This window comes from Stenotrophomonas sp. NPDC077420 (assembly GCF_044543385.1).
GTDB lineage: Bacteria > Pseudomonadota > Gammaproteobacteria > Xanthomonadales > Xanthomonadaceae > Stenotrophomonas.
Window position 1 is genome coordinate 67,551 of record NZ_JBITVZ010000013.1, and the last position, 15,779, is coordinate 83,329.

Annotated in this window: 14 protein-coding genes; 8 read left to right on the forward strand and 6 right to left on the reverse strand. The window is 65.6% G+C overall.

The window, feature by feature from the left end:
* Positions 1 to 14 precede the first annotated feature (14 nt).
* Positions 15 to 836, reverse strand: coding sequence for a hypothetical protein (locus ACIGII_RS13580; RefSeq protein WP_399638853.1), 822 nt, complete (start codon positions 834 to 836; stop codon positions 15 to 17).
* A gap of 108 nt (positions 837 to 944) precedes the next feature.
* On the opposite strand from ACIGII_RS13580, the gene ACIGII_RS13585 reads away from it, so the two are divergent.
* The 4 genes from ACIGII_RS13585 (at position 945) to ACIGII_RS13600 (ending at position 5,435) form a co-directional block, all read left to right on the forward strand.
* Entirely contained in the window at positions 945 to 2,240 is a 1,296-nt protein-coding gene (locus ACIGII_RS13585; protein ID WP_399638854.1) for a tryptophan--tRNA ligase, read from the forward strand.
* A 135-nt stretch (positions 2,241 to 2,375) separates the two neighbouring features.
* Positions 2,376 to 2,714 carry a hypothetical protein gene (locus ACIGII_RS13590; RefSeq protein WP_399638856.1) on the forward strand — a complete coding sequence of 113 codons (339 nt, stop codon included), beginning with the start codon at positions 2,376 to 2,378 and terminating at the stop codon, positions 2,712 to 2,714.
* A 37-nt stretch (positions 2,715 to 2,751) separates the two neighbouring features.
* Complete coding sequence (locus tag ACIGII_RS13595) at positions 2,752 to 3,684, forward strand: MBL fold metallo-hydrolase (RefSeq protein ID WP_399638858.1); 933 nt, start codon at positions 2,752 to 2,754, stop codon at positions 3,682 to 3,684.
* A gap of 98 nt (positions 3,685 to 3,782) precedes the next feature.
* A complete protein-coding gene (locus ACIGII_RS13600; RefSeq protein WP_399638935.1) occupies positions 3,783 to 5,435 on the forward strand; it encodes a M28 family metallopeptidase in 1,653 nt (550 codons plus the stop codon).
* A gap of 141 nt (positions 5,436 to 5,576) precedes the next feature.
* Here the strand turns inward: ACIGII_RS13600 and ACIGII_RS13605 are convergent, their stop codons facing one another.
* On the reverse strand, positions 5,577 to 6,911 hold the full coding sequence (locus tag ACIGII_RS13605) for an MFS transporter (RefSeq protein WP_399638860.1): 1,335 nt from the start codon (positions 6,909 to 6,911) through the stop codon (positions 5,577 to 5,579).
* Positions 6,912 to 7,089: 178 nt separating this feature from the next.
* Between ACIGII_RS13605 and yedA the strand changes: the two genes are divergently transcribed.
* From yedA to ACIGII_RS13620, 3 genes are all read left to right on the forward strand, one after another.
* Positions 7,090 to 7,992 carry a drug/metabolite exporter YedA gene (gene yedA / locus ACIGII_RS13610; protein WP_399638861.1) on the forward strand — a complete coding sequence of 301 codons (903 nt, stop codon included), beginning with the start codon at positions 7,090 to 7,092 and terminating at the stop codon, positions 7,990 to 7,992.
* A complete protein-coding gene (gene rarD / locus ACIGII_RS13615; protein ID WP_399638863.1) occupies positions 7,989 to 8,900 on the forward strand; it encodes an EamA family transporter RarD in 912 nt (303 codons plus the stop codon). The genes yedA and rarD overlap by 4 nt, the downstream gene beginning before the upstream one ends.
* 152 nt (positions 8,901 to 9,052) lie before the next feature.
* Positions 9,053 to 9,505 carry a hypothetical protein gene (locus tag ACIGII_RS13620; RefSeq protein WP_399638865.1) on the forward strand — a complete coding sequence of 151 codons (453 nt, stop codon included), beginning with the start codon at positions 9,053 to 9,055 and terminating at the stop codon, positions 9,503 to 9,505.
* Here the strand turns inward: ACIGII_RS13620 and ACIGII_RS13625 are convergent.
* Complete coding sequence (locus tag ACIGII_RS13625) at positions 9,494 to 11,023, reverse strand: MASE1 domain-containing protein (RefSeq protein WP_399638867.1); 1,530 nt, start codon at positions 11,021 to 11,023, stop codon at positions 9,494 to 9,496. The genes ACIGII_RS13620 and ACIGII_RS13625 overlap by 12 nt on opposite strands.
* A gap of 603 nt (positions 11,024 to 11,626) precedes the next feature.
* On the opposite strand from ACIGII_RS13625, the gene ACIGII_RS13630 reads away from it, so the two are divergent.
* Positions 11,627 to 12,487, forward strand: coding sequence for a hypothetical protein (locus ACIGII_RS13630; protein WP_399638869.1), 861 nt, complete (start codon positions 11,627 to 11,629; stop codon positions 12,485 to 12,487).
* 42 nt (positions 12,488 to 12,529) lie between these two features.
* On the opposite strand, the gene ACIGII_RS13635 is transcribed toward ACIGII_RS13630, so the two are convergent.
* From ACIGII_RS13635 to ACIGII_RS13645, 3 genes are read right to left on the reverse strand one after another with little or no spacing between them, the layout of a single operon-like run.
* Positions 12,530 to 13,840 carry an ABC transporter permease gene (locus ACIGII_RS13635; RefSeq protein WP_399638870.1) on the reverse strand — a complete coding sequence of 437 codons (1,311 nt, stop codon included), beginning with the start codon at positions 13,838 to 13,840 and terminating at the stop codon, positions 12,530 to 12,532.
* A 10-nt stretch (positions 13,841 to 13,850) separates the two neighbouring features.
* Entirely contained in the window at positions 13,851 to 15,008 is a 1,158-nt protein-coding gene (locus ACIGII_RS13640) for an ABC transporter permease (protein WP_399638872.1), read from the reverse strand.
* A gap of 14 nt (positions 15,009 to 15,022) precedes the next feature.
* Entirely contained in the window at positions 15,023 to 15,712 is a 690-nt protein-coding gene (locus ACIGII_RS13645) for an ABC transporter ATP-binding protein (protein ID WP_399638873.1), read from the reverse strand.
* Between the last annotated feature and the right edge of the window lie 67 nt (positions 15,713 to 15,779).

Here is a 15,779-nt window from a genome sequence, read left to right on the forward strand (position 1 = left end):
TGGCGGGCCGGGCATCACCGCCCGCCGTACCCGGGCGGGTCCGGCACGAAGGCGTCCGGAAACGCCTGCGGGCCACGCTCGCCGGTGCGATAGCGGGTGGGGATCACCCCACGCGCCACCAGGTTGCGTTCGCTGTCGTAGCGAAGGTCCAGCCGCTGCGCGGGCAGGCGCGTTGCCCGCTCGAATGTCGTGCTGCCCGAATACGACGTCTCGCGCGGGCCATGGCCGGTGCCCAGGGCCGGAGCAGGCGCCGCGGCGATCGAGCCGCTGACCCGTGCCGAGGGCATCGCGCTGTCGGCGGCCTCGACCGCGGCCTGGCCCTGCACGCGGCTCTTTTCGCGTGCCACGGACGGCGCACGCGGAGCCGGCGCTACCCAGCGCCGGGCCTCATTGAACACGGCGATGCCGACCACGCCGATATTGTCCGGGCGCCCGGTGCGGTCGGCGTAGCTGTCGCCCGGGTCGGTGAACACGAACTGCGCCACCTCCTGCTGCGACTTGCGCCAGCCGGTGATGTCCGCGCGTTGCCACGGGTCCAGCACGTAGCCGGCCTGGTCCGGCGAGGCGACCTCGCCACTGATGACGTTCAGGCCATCCACCGACAGCACCACCAGCACCCGCTCGGGACTGTTGTTGCGCAGGCGCACCGCATACGCGGTGCCTTGGTTGCCGGCGACCCAGCCTTGGCCACGGTGCTGCCAGGTGGGCAGCTCCAGGCGCTGGTCGCGGTCGACCAGGGTCAGGGTGACCGGGGCCGGTCCCGGAGCGGGCACGACGGCGGGTGAGAAGCCACACAGGGCCAGCACGGCAAACAGGGGCAGGGCGAGGTGTTTCATGGCGGGGCCTTCGCGGTTGGGTATGACCTTCAACGTGCCGGGCCGGGCAACGGGGTTGCGCCCGGGCAGGTAAACTGGGGGCGTTCAACTGTCCGTAATGATTCCCACATGACCACCCGCGTTCTTACCGGCATCACCCCCTCCGGCACGCCCCACCTGGGCAACTATGTCGGCGCCATCCGCCCGGCCATCGCCGCCAGCGCAGCGTCCGGCATCGAGAGCTTCTTCTTCCTGGCCGACCTGCACAGCCTGATCAAGGCGCAGGAGCCGGAGCGGACCCAGTGCTCGACCCTGGAGATCGCCGCCAGCTGGCTGGCGTGCGGGCTGGACCCGGACAAGGTCTGGTTCTACCGGCAGAGCGACATTCCCGAAACCACCGAACTGATGTGGTTCCTCACCGCCATCGCCAGCAAGGGCATCCTCAATCGTGCCCATGCCTACAAGGCAGCGGTGGACAAGAACCGCGAAGAGCAGCTGGATGAGGACGCCGGCATCAGCGCCGGCCTGTTCATGTACCCGGTGCTGATGGCCGCCGACATCCTGATCTTCAAGGCCAACCAGGTGCCGGTGGGTCGGGACCAGATCCAGCACATCGAGATGGCGCGCGATTTCGCCCAGCGCTTCAACCACGTCTACGGCAGGGAGTACTTCCCGCTGCCGGAGGTGGTGATCGACGAGCAGGTCGCCACCCTGGCCGGGCTGGACGGCCGCAAGATGAGCAAGAGCTACCACAACACCATTCCGCTGTTCGCCCCGCGCGCGGAGCTGAAGAAGCTGGTGTTCTCCATCCTCACCGATTCACGTGCCCCGGGCGAGCCCAAGAGCACCGACGGTTCGGCGCTGTTCCAGATGTACCAGGCGTTTGCCAGTGCCGAGCAGACCGCTGCGTTTGCGCAGGCGTTCGCCGACGGCATCAGCTGGGGCGATGCCAAGCAGCAGCTGTTCGAGCGCATCGATGCCGAACTGACCCCGCTGCGCGAGCGCTATGACGCGCTGATGGCCGAGCCGGAGAAGATTGAAGCGCTGCTGCGCCGCCGTGGCCAGCAGCTCCGCGAGCAGTACGCCATCCCGCTGCTCAGGGAGCTGCGCCATGCGGTGGGCCTGCGCGACCTGTCCAGCGCCGGCAGCATCGCTGCTGAAGACGGTGGCGTGGCCCGCGCCGCGCCGCCGCTGTTCAAGCAGTACCGCGAGAAGGATGGCCGTTTCTACTTCAAGCTGCAGGCCGGCGACGGCACCCTGCTGATCCAGAGCGAAGGCTTCGATTCGCCGCGCGATGCGGGCCAGCTGATCGGCGTGCTCAAGCAGACCGAGCATGGTGATGGCCTGCAGAGCGAATTGTTCAAGCTGGAGGCGGAAGTGGAGGTGGTGCTGGCCGCGCTGCAGGAGCTGCGCGACCAGGCATGAGGCAACGGCGTACCGACCAACGGTCGGTACCTACCGGATGTCACGCCTCCATGGCGTGCGATGCATCCACGCGGTCGCATCGGCGCGGTAGCCACCGACCGTTGGTCGGTGGACACGTAAACGGAGGAAACCACGATGGCCTGGTTGTCGTTGTTGCTGTTCCTGCCCTGGTTCATCCTGCTGGGCACCCTGTACTGGCTGTTCCCGCGCCAGCCGCGCCACGCCGCGCGGCGCCTGTTCGACGGCACCGCGTTGCTGCTCGCCTTCGTGCTGAGCATCCTCGCCATGTTGTGGGGCCACCACATCGGCGTGGTGCAGAGCGACGCCGGCCCGATCTGGCGACAGGTCCTGGCGGTGCTGTATGCCTACGGCGCATTCCTGGCGGTGATGGTGGCCGCCGTGCTGCTGCGCGGCGGCTGGCTGGCCGCGCGTGCGACCAAAGCCGCATCGAAGTCGGCCGGCGACAGCGCCTAGAATCAGGCGTACACCGTCTGTCGCCAGGGATGAGCCGATGTCCTCCGACCCCAGCATCTTCACCATCGACACCGCATTCCAGCGCAACGAGTTCGACGCTGCCTACCTGATCGTCGAAAACGGCCGCGCCGCCTTCATCGATTGCGGCACCGGCCTGGCCGTGCCGGCGATGCTGGCGGCGCTGGCGCGTGCGGGTCGCGGTCCTGAGCACGTCGATTGGCTGGTGCTTACCCATGTCCACCTGGACCACGCCGGCGGCGCAGGCCTGCTGATGCAGCAGCTGCCCAACGCCACCCTGGTGGTGCACCCGCGGGGCGCACCGCACATGGTCGACCCGACCCGGCTGCTTGCCGGTGCCACCGAGGTGTATGGCGCCGAAGAAATCGCGCGCAGCTATGGCCCGGTGCTCCCGGTACCGGCCGCCCGCATCGTCGTTGCCGAAGACGGCCACCGTATCGACCTGGCCGGCCGCACGCTGCTGTGCCTGGACACCCCGGGCCACGCCCGCCACCACCTGTGCGTGTGGGACGAACGCAGCCGCAGCCTGTTCACCGGCGACACCTTCGGCCTGTCCTACCGCGAGCTCGACAGTGCGCGTGGCGCCTTCATCCTTCCCACCTCATCGCCGGTGCAGTTCGACCCCGAGCCACTCAAGCACTCCATCGCGCGTCTGCTGGCCCTGCAACCGCAGGCGGTGTACCTGACCCACTACGGTCGCGTGCAGGGAATACCGGCGCTGGCCGCCGACCTGGTCGAGCAGATCGACGCGATGGTGGAAATCGGGCGCCAGTGTGACGAACGGCCCGACCGCCACCGCTGCCTGGTGGCCGCACTGACCGCGTTGTACCAGGAGCGCGCGCAGGCGCACGGCTGTGCCCTCGACGACGCCGCGGTTGCGCAGGTGTTGGCCATGGACATCGAGCTCAACGCCCAGGGTCTGGCGTGCTGGCTGGACCGCGACCGGCGCTGAGCGTGTGCAGGCGATGTGCAGGGCGCGTGCACGGTCACTGAAGTGTCACGTTACACTTCGGCCTTCCGTTTTTTGAACTGGTGTCTGCCGTGAATCCGATGCGCATGCTGCTGTTGTCGTCCTGTCTGTTCGTGGGCGGGCTGGCCCACGCGGCCAATGACCTGCCGGGCGGCGGCATCGATCCGGAAGCGTTGTCGCGGCATGTGCGGATCCTGGCCTCGGACGAGTTCGAGGGGCGTGCCCCGGCCTCGCCGGGCGAAGAGCGCACCGTGCAGTACCTGATCGAGGAATTCCGCAATTCCGGCCTGCAGCCCGGTGGCGTGGATGGCGGCTGGGTGCAGCCGGTGCCGATGGTGCGGGCACAGGTGGACGGCCCGGTGAAGGCGCAGCTGCGCCAGAAAGGGAAGACCCGCGCGCTGGAAAACGGCGTGGACGTCACCCTGCAGAGCCTGCGACCGCAGGCGGCGGTGGACATCCGCAACGCCCCGCTGGTGTTCGTCGGCTATGGCATCGACGCCCCGGAGCGGCAGTGGAACGACTACAAGGACGTGGACCTGCACGGCAAGATCGCGGTGATGCTGATCAACGACGCCGACTTCGACGCCGAGCGTCCGGGCGCATTCGACGGCAAGGCGGTGACCTACTACGGCCGCTGGACCTACAAGTTCGAGGAAGCCGCGCGCCGGGGTGCGCAGGGCGTGCTGATCGTGCATGAAACCGCGCCGGCCGCCTACGGCTGGGCCACGGTGAAGAGCTCGGGCACCTCGCCATTGTTCGACATCGAGCGCACCCGGGAACAGGCGCTGGCCCAGCACGTGCCGGTACGCGGGTGGATGCAGCGCGCGCTGGCCGAACAGCTGTTCCGCGATGCCGGCCTGGATTTCGAGGCCGAGAAGCGCAAGGCGATGACCCCGGCCTTCCAGCCGGTGGCGCTGGGCGATGCCACGCTGTCGGCGCAGTTCAAGCTCAAGCGCGAGCAGGTGGTCACCCGCAACGTGGTGGCCAAGCTGCCCGGTGGCGCACACGCCGACGAAGCGGTGATCTTCTCCGCGCACTGGGACGCGTTCGGCATCGGCCAGCCCGACGCCAAGGGCGACCGCATCCGCCGTGGCGCGATCGACAACGCCACCGGCGTGGCCACCGTGCTGGAACTGGGCCGGGTGTTCGCTGCCGGCCCGCAGCCGCAGCGCACCCTGTACTTCGTGGCGCTTACTGCCGAGGAGAAGGGCCTGCTGGGTGCCAGCTACTACGCCGCGCACCCGCTGGCGCCGTTGGACAAGACCGCCGCGGTGATCAACATCGAGATGTTCAGCCCGGACGGCGCCACCCGCGATATCGCCTCGTGGGGCAAGGGCCGGGTCTCGCTGGAAGGCGACCTGGAGCGCGTGGCCAAGGCGCGCGGCCGCAGCTACAGCCCCGACCCGAACCTGGAAGCGGGCTTCTTCTACCGTGCCGACCACTTCGCCTTCGCCCGCCTGGGCGTGCCGGCGATCACCATCGGCCCGGGGCTGGACAAGCTGGAAGGCGGTGTTGCCGCCGGCAAGGCGTTGCGTGAGAAGTACTTCGCCGACTGCTACCACCAGGCCTGCGACGCCTGGACCCCCACCTGGGACCCGGCCGGCCACGCCGCCGACACCCTGCTGGTCTACGACCTGGGCGCCGAACTGGCCAACAGCCGCCGCTGGCCGCATTGGGAAGAAGGCTCGGAGTTCCGCAAGGTCCGGGAACAAAGCGAAGCGTCCCGCCGCTGAGCGACGCATGGGTCACCACCGGGACGCTTGGCCGATGGTAGATCACGACCGTTGGTCGTGACCCCCGTAATCCCAAACGAAAACGCCGGGCAATGCCCGGCGTTTTCGTTTTCCGTGCCGTGGCCGGTTGGCCGCCATCGGTTATTTCCGCGTGCCATCCAGGTAGTTGGCGCCCTTGTTCTTCAGGAAGAACACATACACCACCAGCGACACCGCGATGATCGCCGTGACATAGATGGCGAAGTCGCCCACCCGGTCGGTCTTCAGCGCGCCCTGGTACAGCAGCGGGGCGGTACCGCCGAACAGCGAGTTGGCCAGCGCGTAGCCGAAGCCCACGCCCAGTGCGCGCACATGGGTGGGGAACAGCTCGGCCTTCACCACCGCGTTGATCGAGGTGTAGCCGGTGAGGATCACAAAGCCCAGCGCGAGGGTCAGGAACGCAATCAGCGGGTCGTGCTGGTTCGGCAGTTCGGTGATGAGGTACCAGCTGTACAGCACGCCGCCCACGCCGAAGAACACCAGCAGGCTCTTGCGGCCGACGATGTCCGACAGCCAGCCGCCAATCGGCTGCAGCAGCATCAGGAAGGTCAGCACGCCCAGGTTGATCAGCGTACCGGTCATCACGTCGGTGCCCGCGAACGCGCTCTGGATCATCTTCGGCCCGTTCACCGAGTAGGTGTAGAAGGCCACGGTGCCACCGGCGGTGATCAGGAAGCACAGCAGCAGCGGGCGCCACTGGTGCACGAACAGCTCGTACATCGAGCCCGACGCCTTGGCGCGGCCTTCGCGCGCGGCTTCGATGGAGTCTTCGCCCAGCGATTCATCCATCGAGCGACGCAGCCAGAACACCACGATCGCGGCCAGGCCGCCGATGCCGAACGCGATGCGCCAGCCCCATGCCGAAATTTCCGGCTTGTCCCAGAACAGCAGCATGGTGAACAGGGTCAGCTGCGCCAGCACGTGGCCACCGACGAGCGTGACGTAGTGGAACGAGGACAGGAAACCGCGACGACCCGGAATGGCCGCTTCGGACATGTAGGTAGCGCTGGTGCCGTATTCGCCGCCGGTGGCAAAGCCCTGCAGCAGGCGTGCGAACAGCAGGATCAGTGCGGCCCAGCCCCCGATGGTGGACGCGGTGGGGGTCAGTGCGATCAGGAACGAACAGGCCGCCATCATCGACACCGACACGGTCAGCGCCAGGCGGCGGCCGTAACGGTCGGCGAAGCGGCCGAAGTACCAGGCGCCGATCGGGCGCATCAGGAAGGTGGCGGCGAAGATCGCCCACACGTAGATGGTGGAGTTCTTGTCGGCGGCCGAGAAGAACTGGGATTCGAAGTAGACCGCGAATACCGAGTAGACGTAGACGTCGTACCACTCGACAAGATTGCCCGCCGAACCCTTCAGGGTGTTGGAGATCGAGCGTTTCAGCGCGGCCTTGTCATTGGCGGGCGCGGCCAGGGTGGGGGAAGTGCTCATGTTGGAAAACGGTCCTCACGGTGGAGCAATGGCAATACTGGTTTTTACCTTACCCCACGTGATGATCGGTGGGCATTGCACCATGTAACTAGGTCCAGCACGACAGCGTGCCACCAGAGGGCATGCCGGGCCGCCGGCAAAGGCCTAGAATCGCCTCTCCCCCGACCGCTGGTCCCGTATGGCCGCCACCCCCGCAACTCCGCAGGTCGCTCCCCGCAGCGGCCTGGTCGTCCTGGCCCTGCTGCTGGTGTACGTGGTGTGGGGGTCTACCTATCTGGGCATCCGTTTTGCCCTGGAAGGCGGGGCGCTGCCGCTGACCACGGTCTCCGGGGCCCGGTTCATCGTCGCCGGCAGCCTGATGTACGCGGTGCTGCGTTGGCGCGGCATGCCCGCGCCCACCGGCCTGCAGTGGCGCAACCTGGTGATCATGGGCCTGACCATGCTGGTGCTGGGCAACGGCATGGTGGTGCTGGCCGAACGCACGGTGTCCTCCGGGCTGGCCGCCACGGCGGTGGCATCGGTGCCGCTGTGGATGGCCCTGTTCGGCGCCATGCGCGGCCAGCACGCCACCCGCGGCGAATGGCTCGGCATCGCCATCGGCTTCCTGGGCGTGGTCTGGCTCAACGCCGGCAGCAGCCTCACCGCCTCGCCGCAGGGCCTGGTGCTGCTCCTGATCGCCCCGATCGGTTGGGCCTTCGGCTCGGTCTGGGCGCGCAGCCTGGACCTGCCCAGCCCGTTCATGACCGCCGCCGGGCAGATGCTGTGCGGCGGGGTGATGCTGGTCGCGCTGGGCTTGGCCACCGGCGAACGCCCGACCACCTGGCCCAGCATGAATGGGCTGCTGGCGGTGGCCTACCTGTGCATGTTCGGCTCCATCGTCGCCTTCACCGCCTATGTGTGGCTGTTGCAGAACGTGCGCCCGGCGCTGGCCGCCAGCTACGCCTACGTGAACCCGGTGATCGCCGTACTGCTGGGCGCGCTGATCGGCCATGAGCATTTTGGCGCGCATGACCTGCTGGCCATGGGCGTGATCCTGGCCGGCGTGCTGGTGCTGACCCTGGCACGGACCCGCCGCAAATGAGCGCTGTGGAACGGACGCCCCTGCAGGAACAGCGCCGTGGCCTGGCCATCACCGCCTTCACCTTCACCCTGTGGGGGCTGGTGCCGGTGTACTGGCACCTGCTCAAGGCGGTGCCGTCGCAGCAGATCATTGCCCACCGCATCATCTGGAGCACCGTGCTGGTGGTGGCCTGGCTGCTGCTGAGCAGCGGCACCGGCTGGTGGAAGCAGATTGCCGCCCAGCCGCGCGCGCTGCCCACCCTGGCCCTGAGCAGCATGGCCATCGCCTTCAACTGGGGCCTGTACATCTGGGCCATCAACGCCGGGCACGTGATCGAAACCAGCCTGGGTTACTTCATCAACCCGCTGGTGAGCGTGGTGCTGGGCGTGGTGGTGCTCAAGGAGCGCCTGCGCGGCCTGCAGTGGCTGGCGGTGGGGTGCGCCGCACTTGGCGTGGCGTGGCTGACCCTCGACGCCGGCACCCCGCCGTGGATCGCGCTGGGCTTGGCCGGCTCGTTCGGGCTGTACGGCCTGCTGCGCAAGATGATCTCGGTGGACCCGGTAGCCGGGCTGGGTATCGAGAGCCTGTACCTGTTCCTGCCGGCGATCGGCTTCGCGCTGTGGAGCGAAAACGGCCACGGCGGCGGGTTCTTCGGCGGCTGGGGCTGGCGCAACGACCTGCTGCTGATCCTGGGCGGCGCGGTGACCGCACTGCCATTGATCGGCTTTGCCTATGGCGTGAAGCGCATTCCGCTCTCGCTGGTGGGCATCCTGCAGTACATCGCCCCCAGCCTGGGCCTGCTGCTGGGCGTGTTCTTCTTCCGCGAACCGTTCGACACCGCCAAGGCGATCGGCTTTGCCGCCATCTGGACCGGCCTGCTGCTGTTCATCGGCGACAGCCTGTGGCGCGCGCGAGGTACAACCCGGTAGAGCCACGCCTTGCGTTGCTGCATTACCCCGCCCCAATCCTGATCCTTCAGCCATGCAGTGCGTGGCCCTCTCAGTTTCCGACTTTGTTCAAGGTCTTGCGCAACCCGCGCGCATAGCATCGCGCGCACCAGCCTATGAAGAATCGGAGGTGCATGATGCTGAAGCTGTCTGCGCGTTACATCTGTCCGCTCATCCTGATGATGACGCCGTCACTCCCCGCCTGGGCGCTGTGCTGCCCGGGTGATATTAAAGAGCCTATGTCCGCCAGTAGCGGAATTGGCCAGGTTCAACCGCCAGAAACGGATCTGAGCCTAGATCGGCAGTGGGCCGTTCATATGTTCGAGCGTGATGGAGTCGGCTACCTGCAGGTCAGTGAAAAGTCCGGTGACCTGCAGTTCATCATCGGGAGGTCCGGCACCTTCTATTGGGTACTGCCTGCAGGGCCGGACGATATAAGCATCACACTGCCTTCCGACCATCGCCAAACGGTCCCGGTACATGCACGTGAGGTGTACAGGCATCCGGAATTCAGGCTGCTGGTGAGTGGCTGGGGTCGCACGGCAAACTGGTGGGTGGAGAACGCGTCGCAACCGCTAGCACGTTGAAGGGTCAGCGAACGACATCCGGATACGGTTAGGGAAGCACTGGACGGTTCCACCGTAGACCTGGGTACGGCCACTCAGCCGACCAATCGCCATGGTGACAGTACTCCTGGATAGCGTGTGCCGAACATCGGCCGTGCCGATGGTCACCACGACGCCCTGAGTGATCCCATGGCGGCCGCACCTGGCGCGTATCCTCAGCTTTCCTCTTTCGTGTTCCAGCAGGAGGGAAACTGCCTCCGTCATCGCTCGATAGACGTTGAGTTGCAGGTCCAAGTCCAATTGACAAGGATCTCCTGACAAATGAAGTCGCTCCAGTCTGGCCGTCTCATGCCACGCATCGCAGAGTCCGCCGACTTGGAGCGCCAGGTAGAGGCCAACATGTTCCATGCTGCTTGGATAAACCATGCTTGTCTGCGCCCGAAACTTACTTGAATGAACGGTCGCAACATGTAGAAGGCTTGATGCCATATCGTGATATCCACGAACTTTCAGCCATTGGATGGTTTCGCTGAGAGTTGACTCAAGCCCTTCCCCAATCTTCCTGAGGTCCATCGCGCGATTGCGGAGCTCGCGTTCACCAACACTATGTGACGTCCGCGCATTCGAGATTGCTTGCCGACTGGCGCTTGCATGAAAAGTGCATTGATGGAAGAAGTGCGTGATCCTTGAGCCAAGGGCAAGCAGCGCCGTGCCTGACAAAGCAGCAAGCAGCTGTATGTTGAAGGACTCCAGATCAAACGAATAGGGAAGGCCGGTAACCGGAGTGCCTATTCGGACGAAAAGATTCATCAACGGCATTCCGATAGCTGCTCCCAACCAGCCTTGAAGACAGGTGAGTGAGATGACAGGTGCCGCCATCAGAAGTTGAGCAGTAATTCGTTCAACCGAAGTGTGGGGCAGGAGGGTCGAGACGAAGCCCAATGCCAACAGTGTAAGCAAGGCGTATGTGGTACGTGAGCTTAGAAAGGAGAACCAATCGATTTCCAGTCGCTGCTTCCACAGTACCGCCAGTGGCACAACCGTCAGGATGGCCACGTAATCGCCGAGTGCGCTTCTGAATGAAACAGCTACGATCCCTCCGGCCGGTGGCGCAGGCCAGTAGAGATGGGCAATGAGAACCGTACCTGTCCCGATCAGAACTGCTGCAGCAGACGCGACTGACAGCAGCCATGTATCGTTCTTGCGGGCGATTTGCCGACGATGCAGGTAGACGACACCGGCGGCAGTGGGAAATTGAAATGCCGAGGAGATCAGAGCCCAGGACAGTCCGTACTTCTCGATCATCGGAAGTCTCAGGTGACCATAGTAGAGGTACTCGCCCAGCAGCAGGTATGGCCAAAAGCGCACAGGGCATAGGAGCAGGGATGCAATCCGGACCCCTGCTGGCAGGAAGAACTGATCCAATGACACCTGTCGAGCCGCCCAGCAAGTTACGGCGTACAGCGCAGCAATAAGCAGCCCTTCGGCGAGCGTTCGTGCACTAGCTTCGAGCCCGCCTGCAACCTTTTGTACTGACATCCTTACCCTCCTTAGGTGGGTCGATGTCGCAAGTCGTCCGCGACGCACACCCTTTCCGAGGGCGCGAAAATAGCCATGAGGTGCGGCCGTAGCAATGAAGAGGCTGAATTTTCAGACAAAGACGAAGCCGTAAACTGCTTCTGTTGAACTGCATCACACGGTAGGTATGATCCACGTTCCAGAACATGGGGCTTAGGCCGGCCGTACCGATGGCGTGTTGCACACCCTGGCGGTGGAATGTCCGTTGCACCTTTCCGGATGATGCATCCAGCGCGTCGCGTTCGACCCGATTCCAATAGGCACCGCTTCGGCCGACGTCTGCACCACCGTGCTGATGCTGATCCGCAATACCCGTGGTGGTCCCGGAGGCCCAGGCGGGTCTGACGTCCCTCAGCCACGCAGGGCGTGGCTCTACGCAGCCTGCGACCGACCTGCATTCAGGACGTGGTGCCGCGCCCTGCGTGGCTGAATCCGCTCCGGCGACAAGCACCATACCGAATGCAGCAACTCCCATCTGCGTATTCGCACAGTTCCGATGTCTTTGCCTTTCGCGGGCTGCTCCACTCTACTGGCCCGCGCGTGCGGGTCACGAGGGAGCATGAGATGAAGAAGTTGGCATGGTCGCTGTTGGCGGCATTGCCCCTGCAGGCAATGGCGGAGGAGCGTCTGGAAGATCCCGTGGCACAGCCGTGCTACATGTGTACCGATGCAGAGATGTACGCCAAGGCCCGTTCGCTCGGGGTGGGCTCGCACTATGTATACCAAGCCGCAAGCCAGACCAACATCCAGGGGTTTCACGTCACCAACGAGAACGGGCAGCTGGTGGCCACGCATTTCGTGCCAGAGCCGTGGATACGCACGCAGTACAACGCGCTGATGAAGCTCTACAGCACCACCCGTGGCGCTTTCGTGGATCAGTGGGGCACCGTGTCGCTGCAGCCGCCCGGATCGCCGCATGTGATGATGGAGCAGCCGCAGAGCGACACCCTGCTGTGGGGGCACCACGTCTCCGACCTCAATCCCAGGCGCGAGGAGGCGCGTGAAACGGTACGGCGCATGCTCAGTCGTTCAAGTCGCTATGCCTTCTTGAACGCAGATGCCGAGCACGGCCGGATGCTGCGGTTCGAATCGCAGTCCTATGGGGCGACGCCGTTGATCGCGCAGCTGAAGATCCTCTCGTCCTCGCTCGGTTACGTCGAGTTCTACTTCGATTACGAGACCCGCAACTGGGAGTATCTGAACTCGAGGGACTGGAACGGGGTGATCCAGGAGAAAGCGGACGATTTCCTGTATCCCGACGGCACCGCGCGCAGGCTGGTTTACGAGCGTGCGCTGGCGCCGTACTTCGTGCAGCGGGCCGGCTGGGCGGGCGTAAAAGTCACGGGAACGCCTGCGTTCGGTACTCCCACCGTTGCGTACCTGTGCGCCCGCATCGCTGGAAAGATTGAGTGCCGCGCAGAATGATCCACCCACCGTGCCCCCTCGGGGGCACGGCCGTTTACTGGCTCAGGTTTCCCGCAACGCCGTGGTGATCGGCAACCGCGCTGCGCGCAGGGCGGGGAACAGCCCGCCCACCAGCCCGATGCCCAGTGCCCACTTCAGCCCGCTCCAGAGCAGCTCGGGCGAGACCTTGAACTGGAACACGACCTGGCTGAAATTGCTGCCGATGGTGGAGACGCTGTAGCCATTGAAGATGGCCCACGCCACCAGCCCGCCCAGCAAGCCGCCGATCAGTGCCAGCAACATGGTTTCGAGCATGATCGCGGTGACCACCGGCAATCCACGGAAGCCGATCGCCCGCATCGTCGCGATCTCCCGCGCGCGGGTCGCCACCGCCGCATACATGGTATTGAGCGCGCCAAACACCGCACCTACTGCCATGATCGCGCCGATCACCGTCCCCAGCACCTTGATCAGGGTGTTCAGGCCGCCGCCTTGCTTGGCGTAGTACGCGCGCGTGGTGTCCACATCCAGTTTCAGGCGCGGGTCGGCAGCGACGCCAGCCTTGAACTGATCGAACCCGGCCTTGCCGTCGGTGCGTACGCTGATCGACTGCCACGCGCTGCGCTGGTAGGTGTTGGCCAGCGTCTCAGCGTCGGTCCACAGTTCCGAATCATGGGCGTCGCCGGAGTTGAACACGCCCACCACCGTCCACTGCTGGTTGCCCAGCGTGAGCGACTTACCCACCTCCAGCCCGCGGAACTGGCCCTGCGCGCCCTTGCCGACCACGATCTCCCGCAGGCCGGGTTTGAACGGGCGGCCCTCGGTGACCTTGACCTTGTCGTGCACTGACCAGGCCATTTCGCCTACGCCACGGAACTGCGCGTTGACGTCGGTGCCGTCGCCCTTGGAGACCAGGTTGACCACCTGCGACAGCTCCGGCGAAATCATCGGCCGGCCCTGTGCGTCCTTGGCCACGCCGGGGAGCGTGGACAGCAGCGGTACCTGGTCGCGGGTGATCACCGAATTGGGTTCGGCCTGCGAACCGCCGCGCAGCACGATGGCCGTGGTGTCATCGCCGGTGCTGTTGAGCGTGGCCTGGAAGCCCTGGCCCATCGCCAGCATTGCCACCAGCACGCCGACCACGCCGGCAATGCCCACCACCACCACCGAGGACGCGCCCCAGCGCTGCGGAAGGCTGGCCACGCCGATCCGCGTAGCGGCCAGCGAGAGCCTGCCGGTGCGGGTGAACAGCAGCCACAGCACCACGGCGACGGCGACGGCGAGGACGCCTGCCCAGGGCAGCATGATCCACACCGCCAACGCCACCGCCAGCAGCAGGATCGAGAGCGCGTTGCTCAGCCATTGCTTCTTCATCACGTTCTCCTCAGCGGCCCGCCAGGGCGTCGACGATCTTCAGCCGCTTGGCGCGCAGCGCCGGCAGCAGGCCCACCACCACACCGATCAGCAGGATCAGGCCAATGCCCATCAACCACGTCTGCGTGGGCACGTGCGGCGGCAGCAGCCCCCGGGTCTTCGGTGCCAGCACCGGCAGGATGGTCGCGGCCAGGCCCATGCCGATGGCGCCGCCCAGCCCGATCAGCAGCACCGACTCGATCATCATCAGGGTCAGCACCGTGCTGTCCTTGAAGCCCAGCGTTTTCAGCGTGGCCAGTTCCGGCACGCGCTCGCGCACGGCCTGGGCCATGGTGTTGCCGGTGAGCAGCAGCAGGGTGAAGAACACCGCGCCCATGATCGAGGTGACGATCAGGCCGATGTCGGCGAACTGTTTGACGAAGGCCTGCTGGAACGCCGATTCGGTCTGGGTCTTGGTTTCATGGTCCGAGTTGGCCGAGATCGCGTCGATGGCCTGGGCCACGCGCGAGGAGTGGTCCGGGTTGTCCAGGGTGACCGTGAACCAGCTGGCCTGGTTCTTGATGTAGTCGTTGCTCTCGTCGAAGTACTTCCAGTTCATCATCAGCTGGCGCTCTTCATTGGCGGCCAGCGTGCGGTCCTTGGAGCGGAAGATGCCGACCAGCTGCAACGGCCAGTCGTTGCTGCCGCCACGCGGGAAGATGGTGGCCTGCAGCGGGATGGTGTCGCCGATCTTCCAGCCGAACTCCTTGGCCAGGGTCTCGCCGACCACCGCGCCGGTGCGGGTGTCCTGGAACGCCTTGAGCTGTTCGGGCGGGAGCTGCAGTTCGCGGTAGACGTTGAAGTAGTTCGGTGCCACCGAGAAGTTGGCGAAGAAGTTCTTCGGGTCCTGGTAGATGCCGCCGAACCACATGCCGTAGGTCACGTCCTTGACCCCGGGAACCTGGCGCACCTGCGGCTCCAGCCGGGTGGGCAGCGATTGGGTGATGGACAGCCGCGAGGCCACGATCAGCCGGTTGGCGCCTTCCACGCTGCCGCCGGAGCTGAAGGCCACGCGCACCGAATCGAGCATGCCAAACAGCAGGAACGCGGCCACCACCGAAAGCAGGGTCAGCAGGGTCCGCGTCTTGCTGCGGAACAGCTGGGCCCAGATGAGCGAGAAATACTTCATCGCAGTGACCTCCGTCAGTGGGCCGCAGGCGCTTGCGCCAGCTCGCCCTTGTCCAGGTGCACCGTATGGGTGGCGTACTCGGCCGCCTTGGGGTCATGGGTGACCATGATGATGGTCTTGCCGTGCTCGCGGTTGAGCTGCTGCAGGAGCAGCAGGATCTCCTCGGCCGAGGCGCGGTCAAGGTCGCCGGTGGGCTCGTCGCAGATCAGGAAGGTGGGGTCGGAGACGATCGCGCGCGCGATCGCCACGCGCTGCTGCTGGCCACCGGAGAGCTCGTTGGGGCGGTGGCTGCGGCGGTCGGCCAGGCCGACCAGGGTGAGCGCGATCTCGGCGTTGCGCTTGCGCTGCGCTGCACCCAGGTGGGTAAGCAGCAGCGGCAGTTCCACGTTCTTCTGCGCGGTGAGCATCGGCATCAGGTTGTAGAACTGGAACACGAAGCCGACGTGGTGGCTGCGCCAGGTGGACAGCTGCCCGGCCGACATCTGGTCGATGCGCTCGCCCTCGATCTCGATCTCGCCGCCGGTAGGCGTATCCAGTCCGCCGATCAGGTTGAGCAGGGTGGTCTTGCCCGAGCCGGACGGACCCATCAGCGCGACGAAGTCGCCACGCTGGATGTCCAGGTCGATGCCATGCAGCACCTGCACCTTTTCCGGGCCGCGCTGGTAGGTCTTGGTGATGTTGCGAAGCGAAACCAGGGTGGACATGGACGTTCTCCGTGCATCGTTGGAAGAAGGAACCCTGCAGGCAGCCGCGCGCATGCGCGCCGGCCGG

Excerpts from the sequence above, each read along its gene's own strand:
- ACIGII_RS13600 (WP_399638935.1), top strand. The coding sequence starts at position 3,783 with ATGCGCATGCTGCTGTTGTCGTCCTGTCTGTTCGTGGGCGGGCTGGCC.
- ACIGII_RS13640 (WP_399638872.1), bottom strand. The coding sequence starts at position 15,008 with ATGAAGTATTTCTCGCTCATCTGGGCCCAGCTGTTCCGCAGCAAGACG.
- ACIGII_RS13605 (WP_399638860.1), bottom strand. The coding sequence starts at position 6,911 with ATGAGCACTTCCCCCACCCTGGCCGCGCCCGCCAATGACAAGGCCGCG.
- ACIGII_RS13635 (WP_399638870.1), bottom strand. The coding sequence starts at position 13,840 with ATGAAGAAGCAATGGCTGAGCAACGCGCTCTCGATCCTGCTGCTGGCG.
- ACIGII_RS13620 (WP_399638865.1), top strand. The coding sequence starts at position 9,053 with ATGATGCTGAAGCTGTCTGCGCGTTACATCTGTCCGCTCATCCTGATG.
- ACIGII_RS13645 (WP_399638873.1), bottom strand. The coding sequence starts at position 15,712 with ATGTCCACCCTGGTTTCGCTTCGCAACATCACCAAGACCTACCAGCGC.
- ACIGII_RS13630 (WP_399638869.1), top strand. The coding sequence starts at position 11,627 with ATGAAGAAGTTGGCATGGTCGCTGTTGGCGGCATTGCCCCTGCAGGCA.
- ACIGII_RS13595 (WP_399638858.1), top strand. The coding sequence starts at position 2,752 with ATGTCCTCCGACCCCAGCATCTTCACCATCGACACCGCATTCCAGCGC.
- yedA (WP_399638861.1), top strand. The coding sequence starts at position 7,090 with ATGGCCGCCACCCCCGCAACTCCGCAGGTCGCTCCCCGCAGCGGCCTG.
- ACIGII_RS13590 (WP_399638856.1), top strand. The coding sequence starts at position 2,376 with ATGGCCTGGTTGTCGTTGTTGCTGTTCCTGCCCTGGTTCATCCTGCTG.
- rarD (WP_399638863.1), top strand. The coding sequence starts at position 7,989 with ATGAGCGCTGTGGAACGGACGCCCCTGCAGGAACAGCGCCGTGGCCTG.
- ACIGII_RS13580 (WP_399638853.1), bottom strand. The coding sequence starts at position 836 with ATGAAACACCTCGCCCTGCCCCTGTTTGCCGTGCTGGCCCTGTGTGGC.
- ACIGII_RS13625 (WP_399638867.1), bottom strand. The coding sequence starts at position 11,023 with ATGTCAGTACAAAAGGTTGCAGGCGGGCTCGAAGCTAGTGCACGAACG.
- ACIGII_RS13585 (WP_399638854.1), top strand. The coding sequence starts at position 945 with ATGACCACCCGCGTTCTTACCGGCATCACCCCCTCCGGCACGCCCCAC.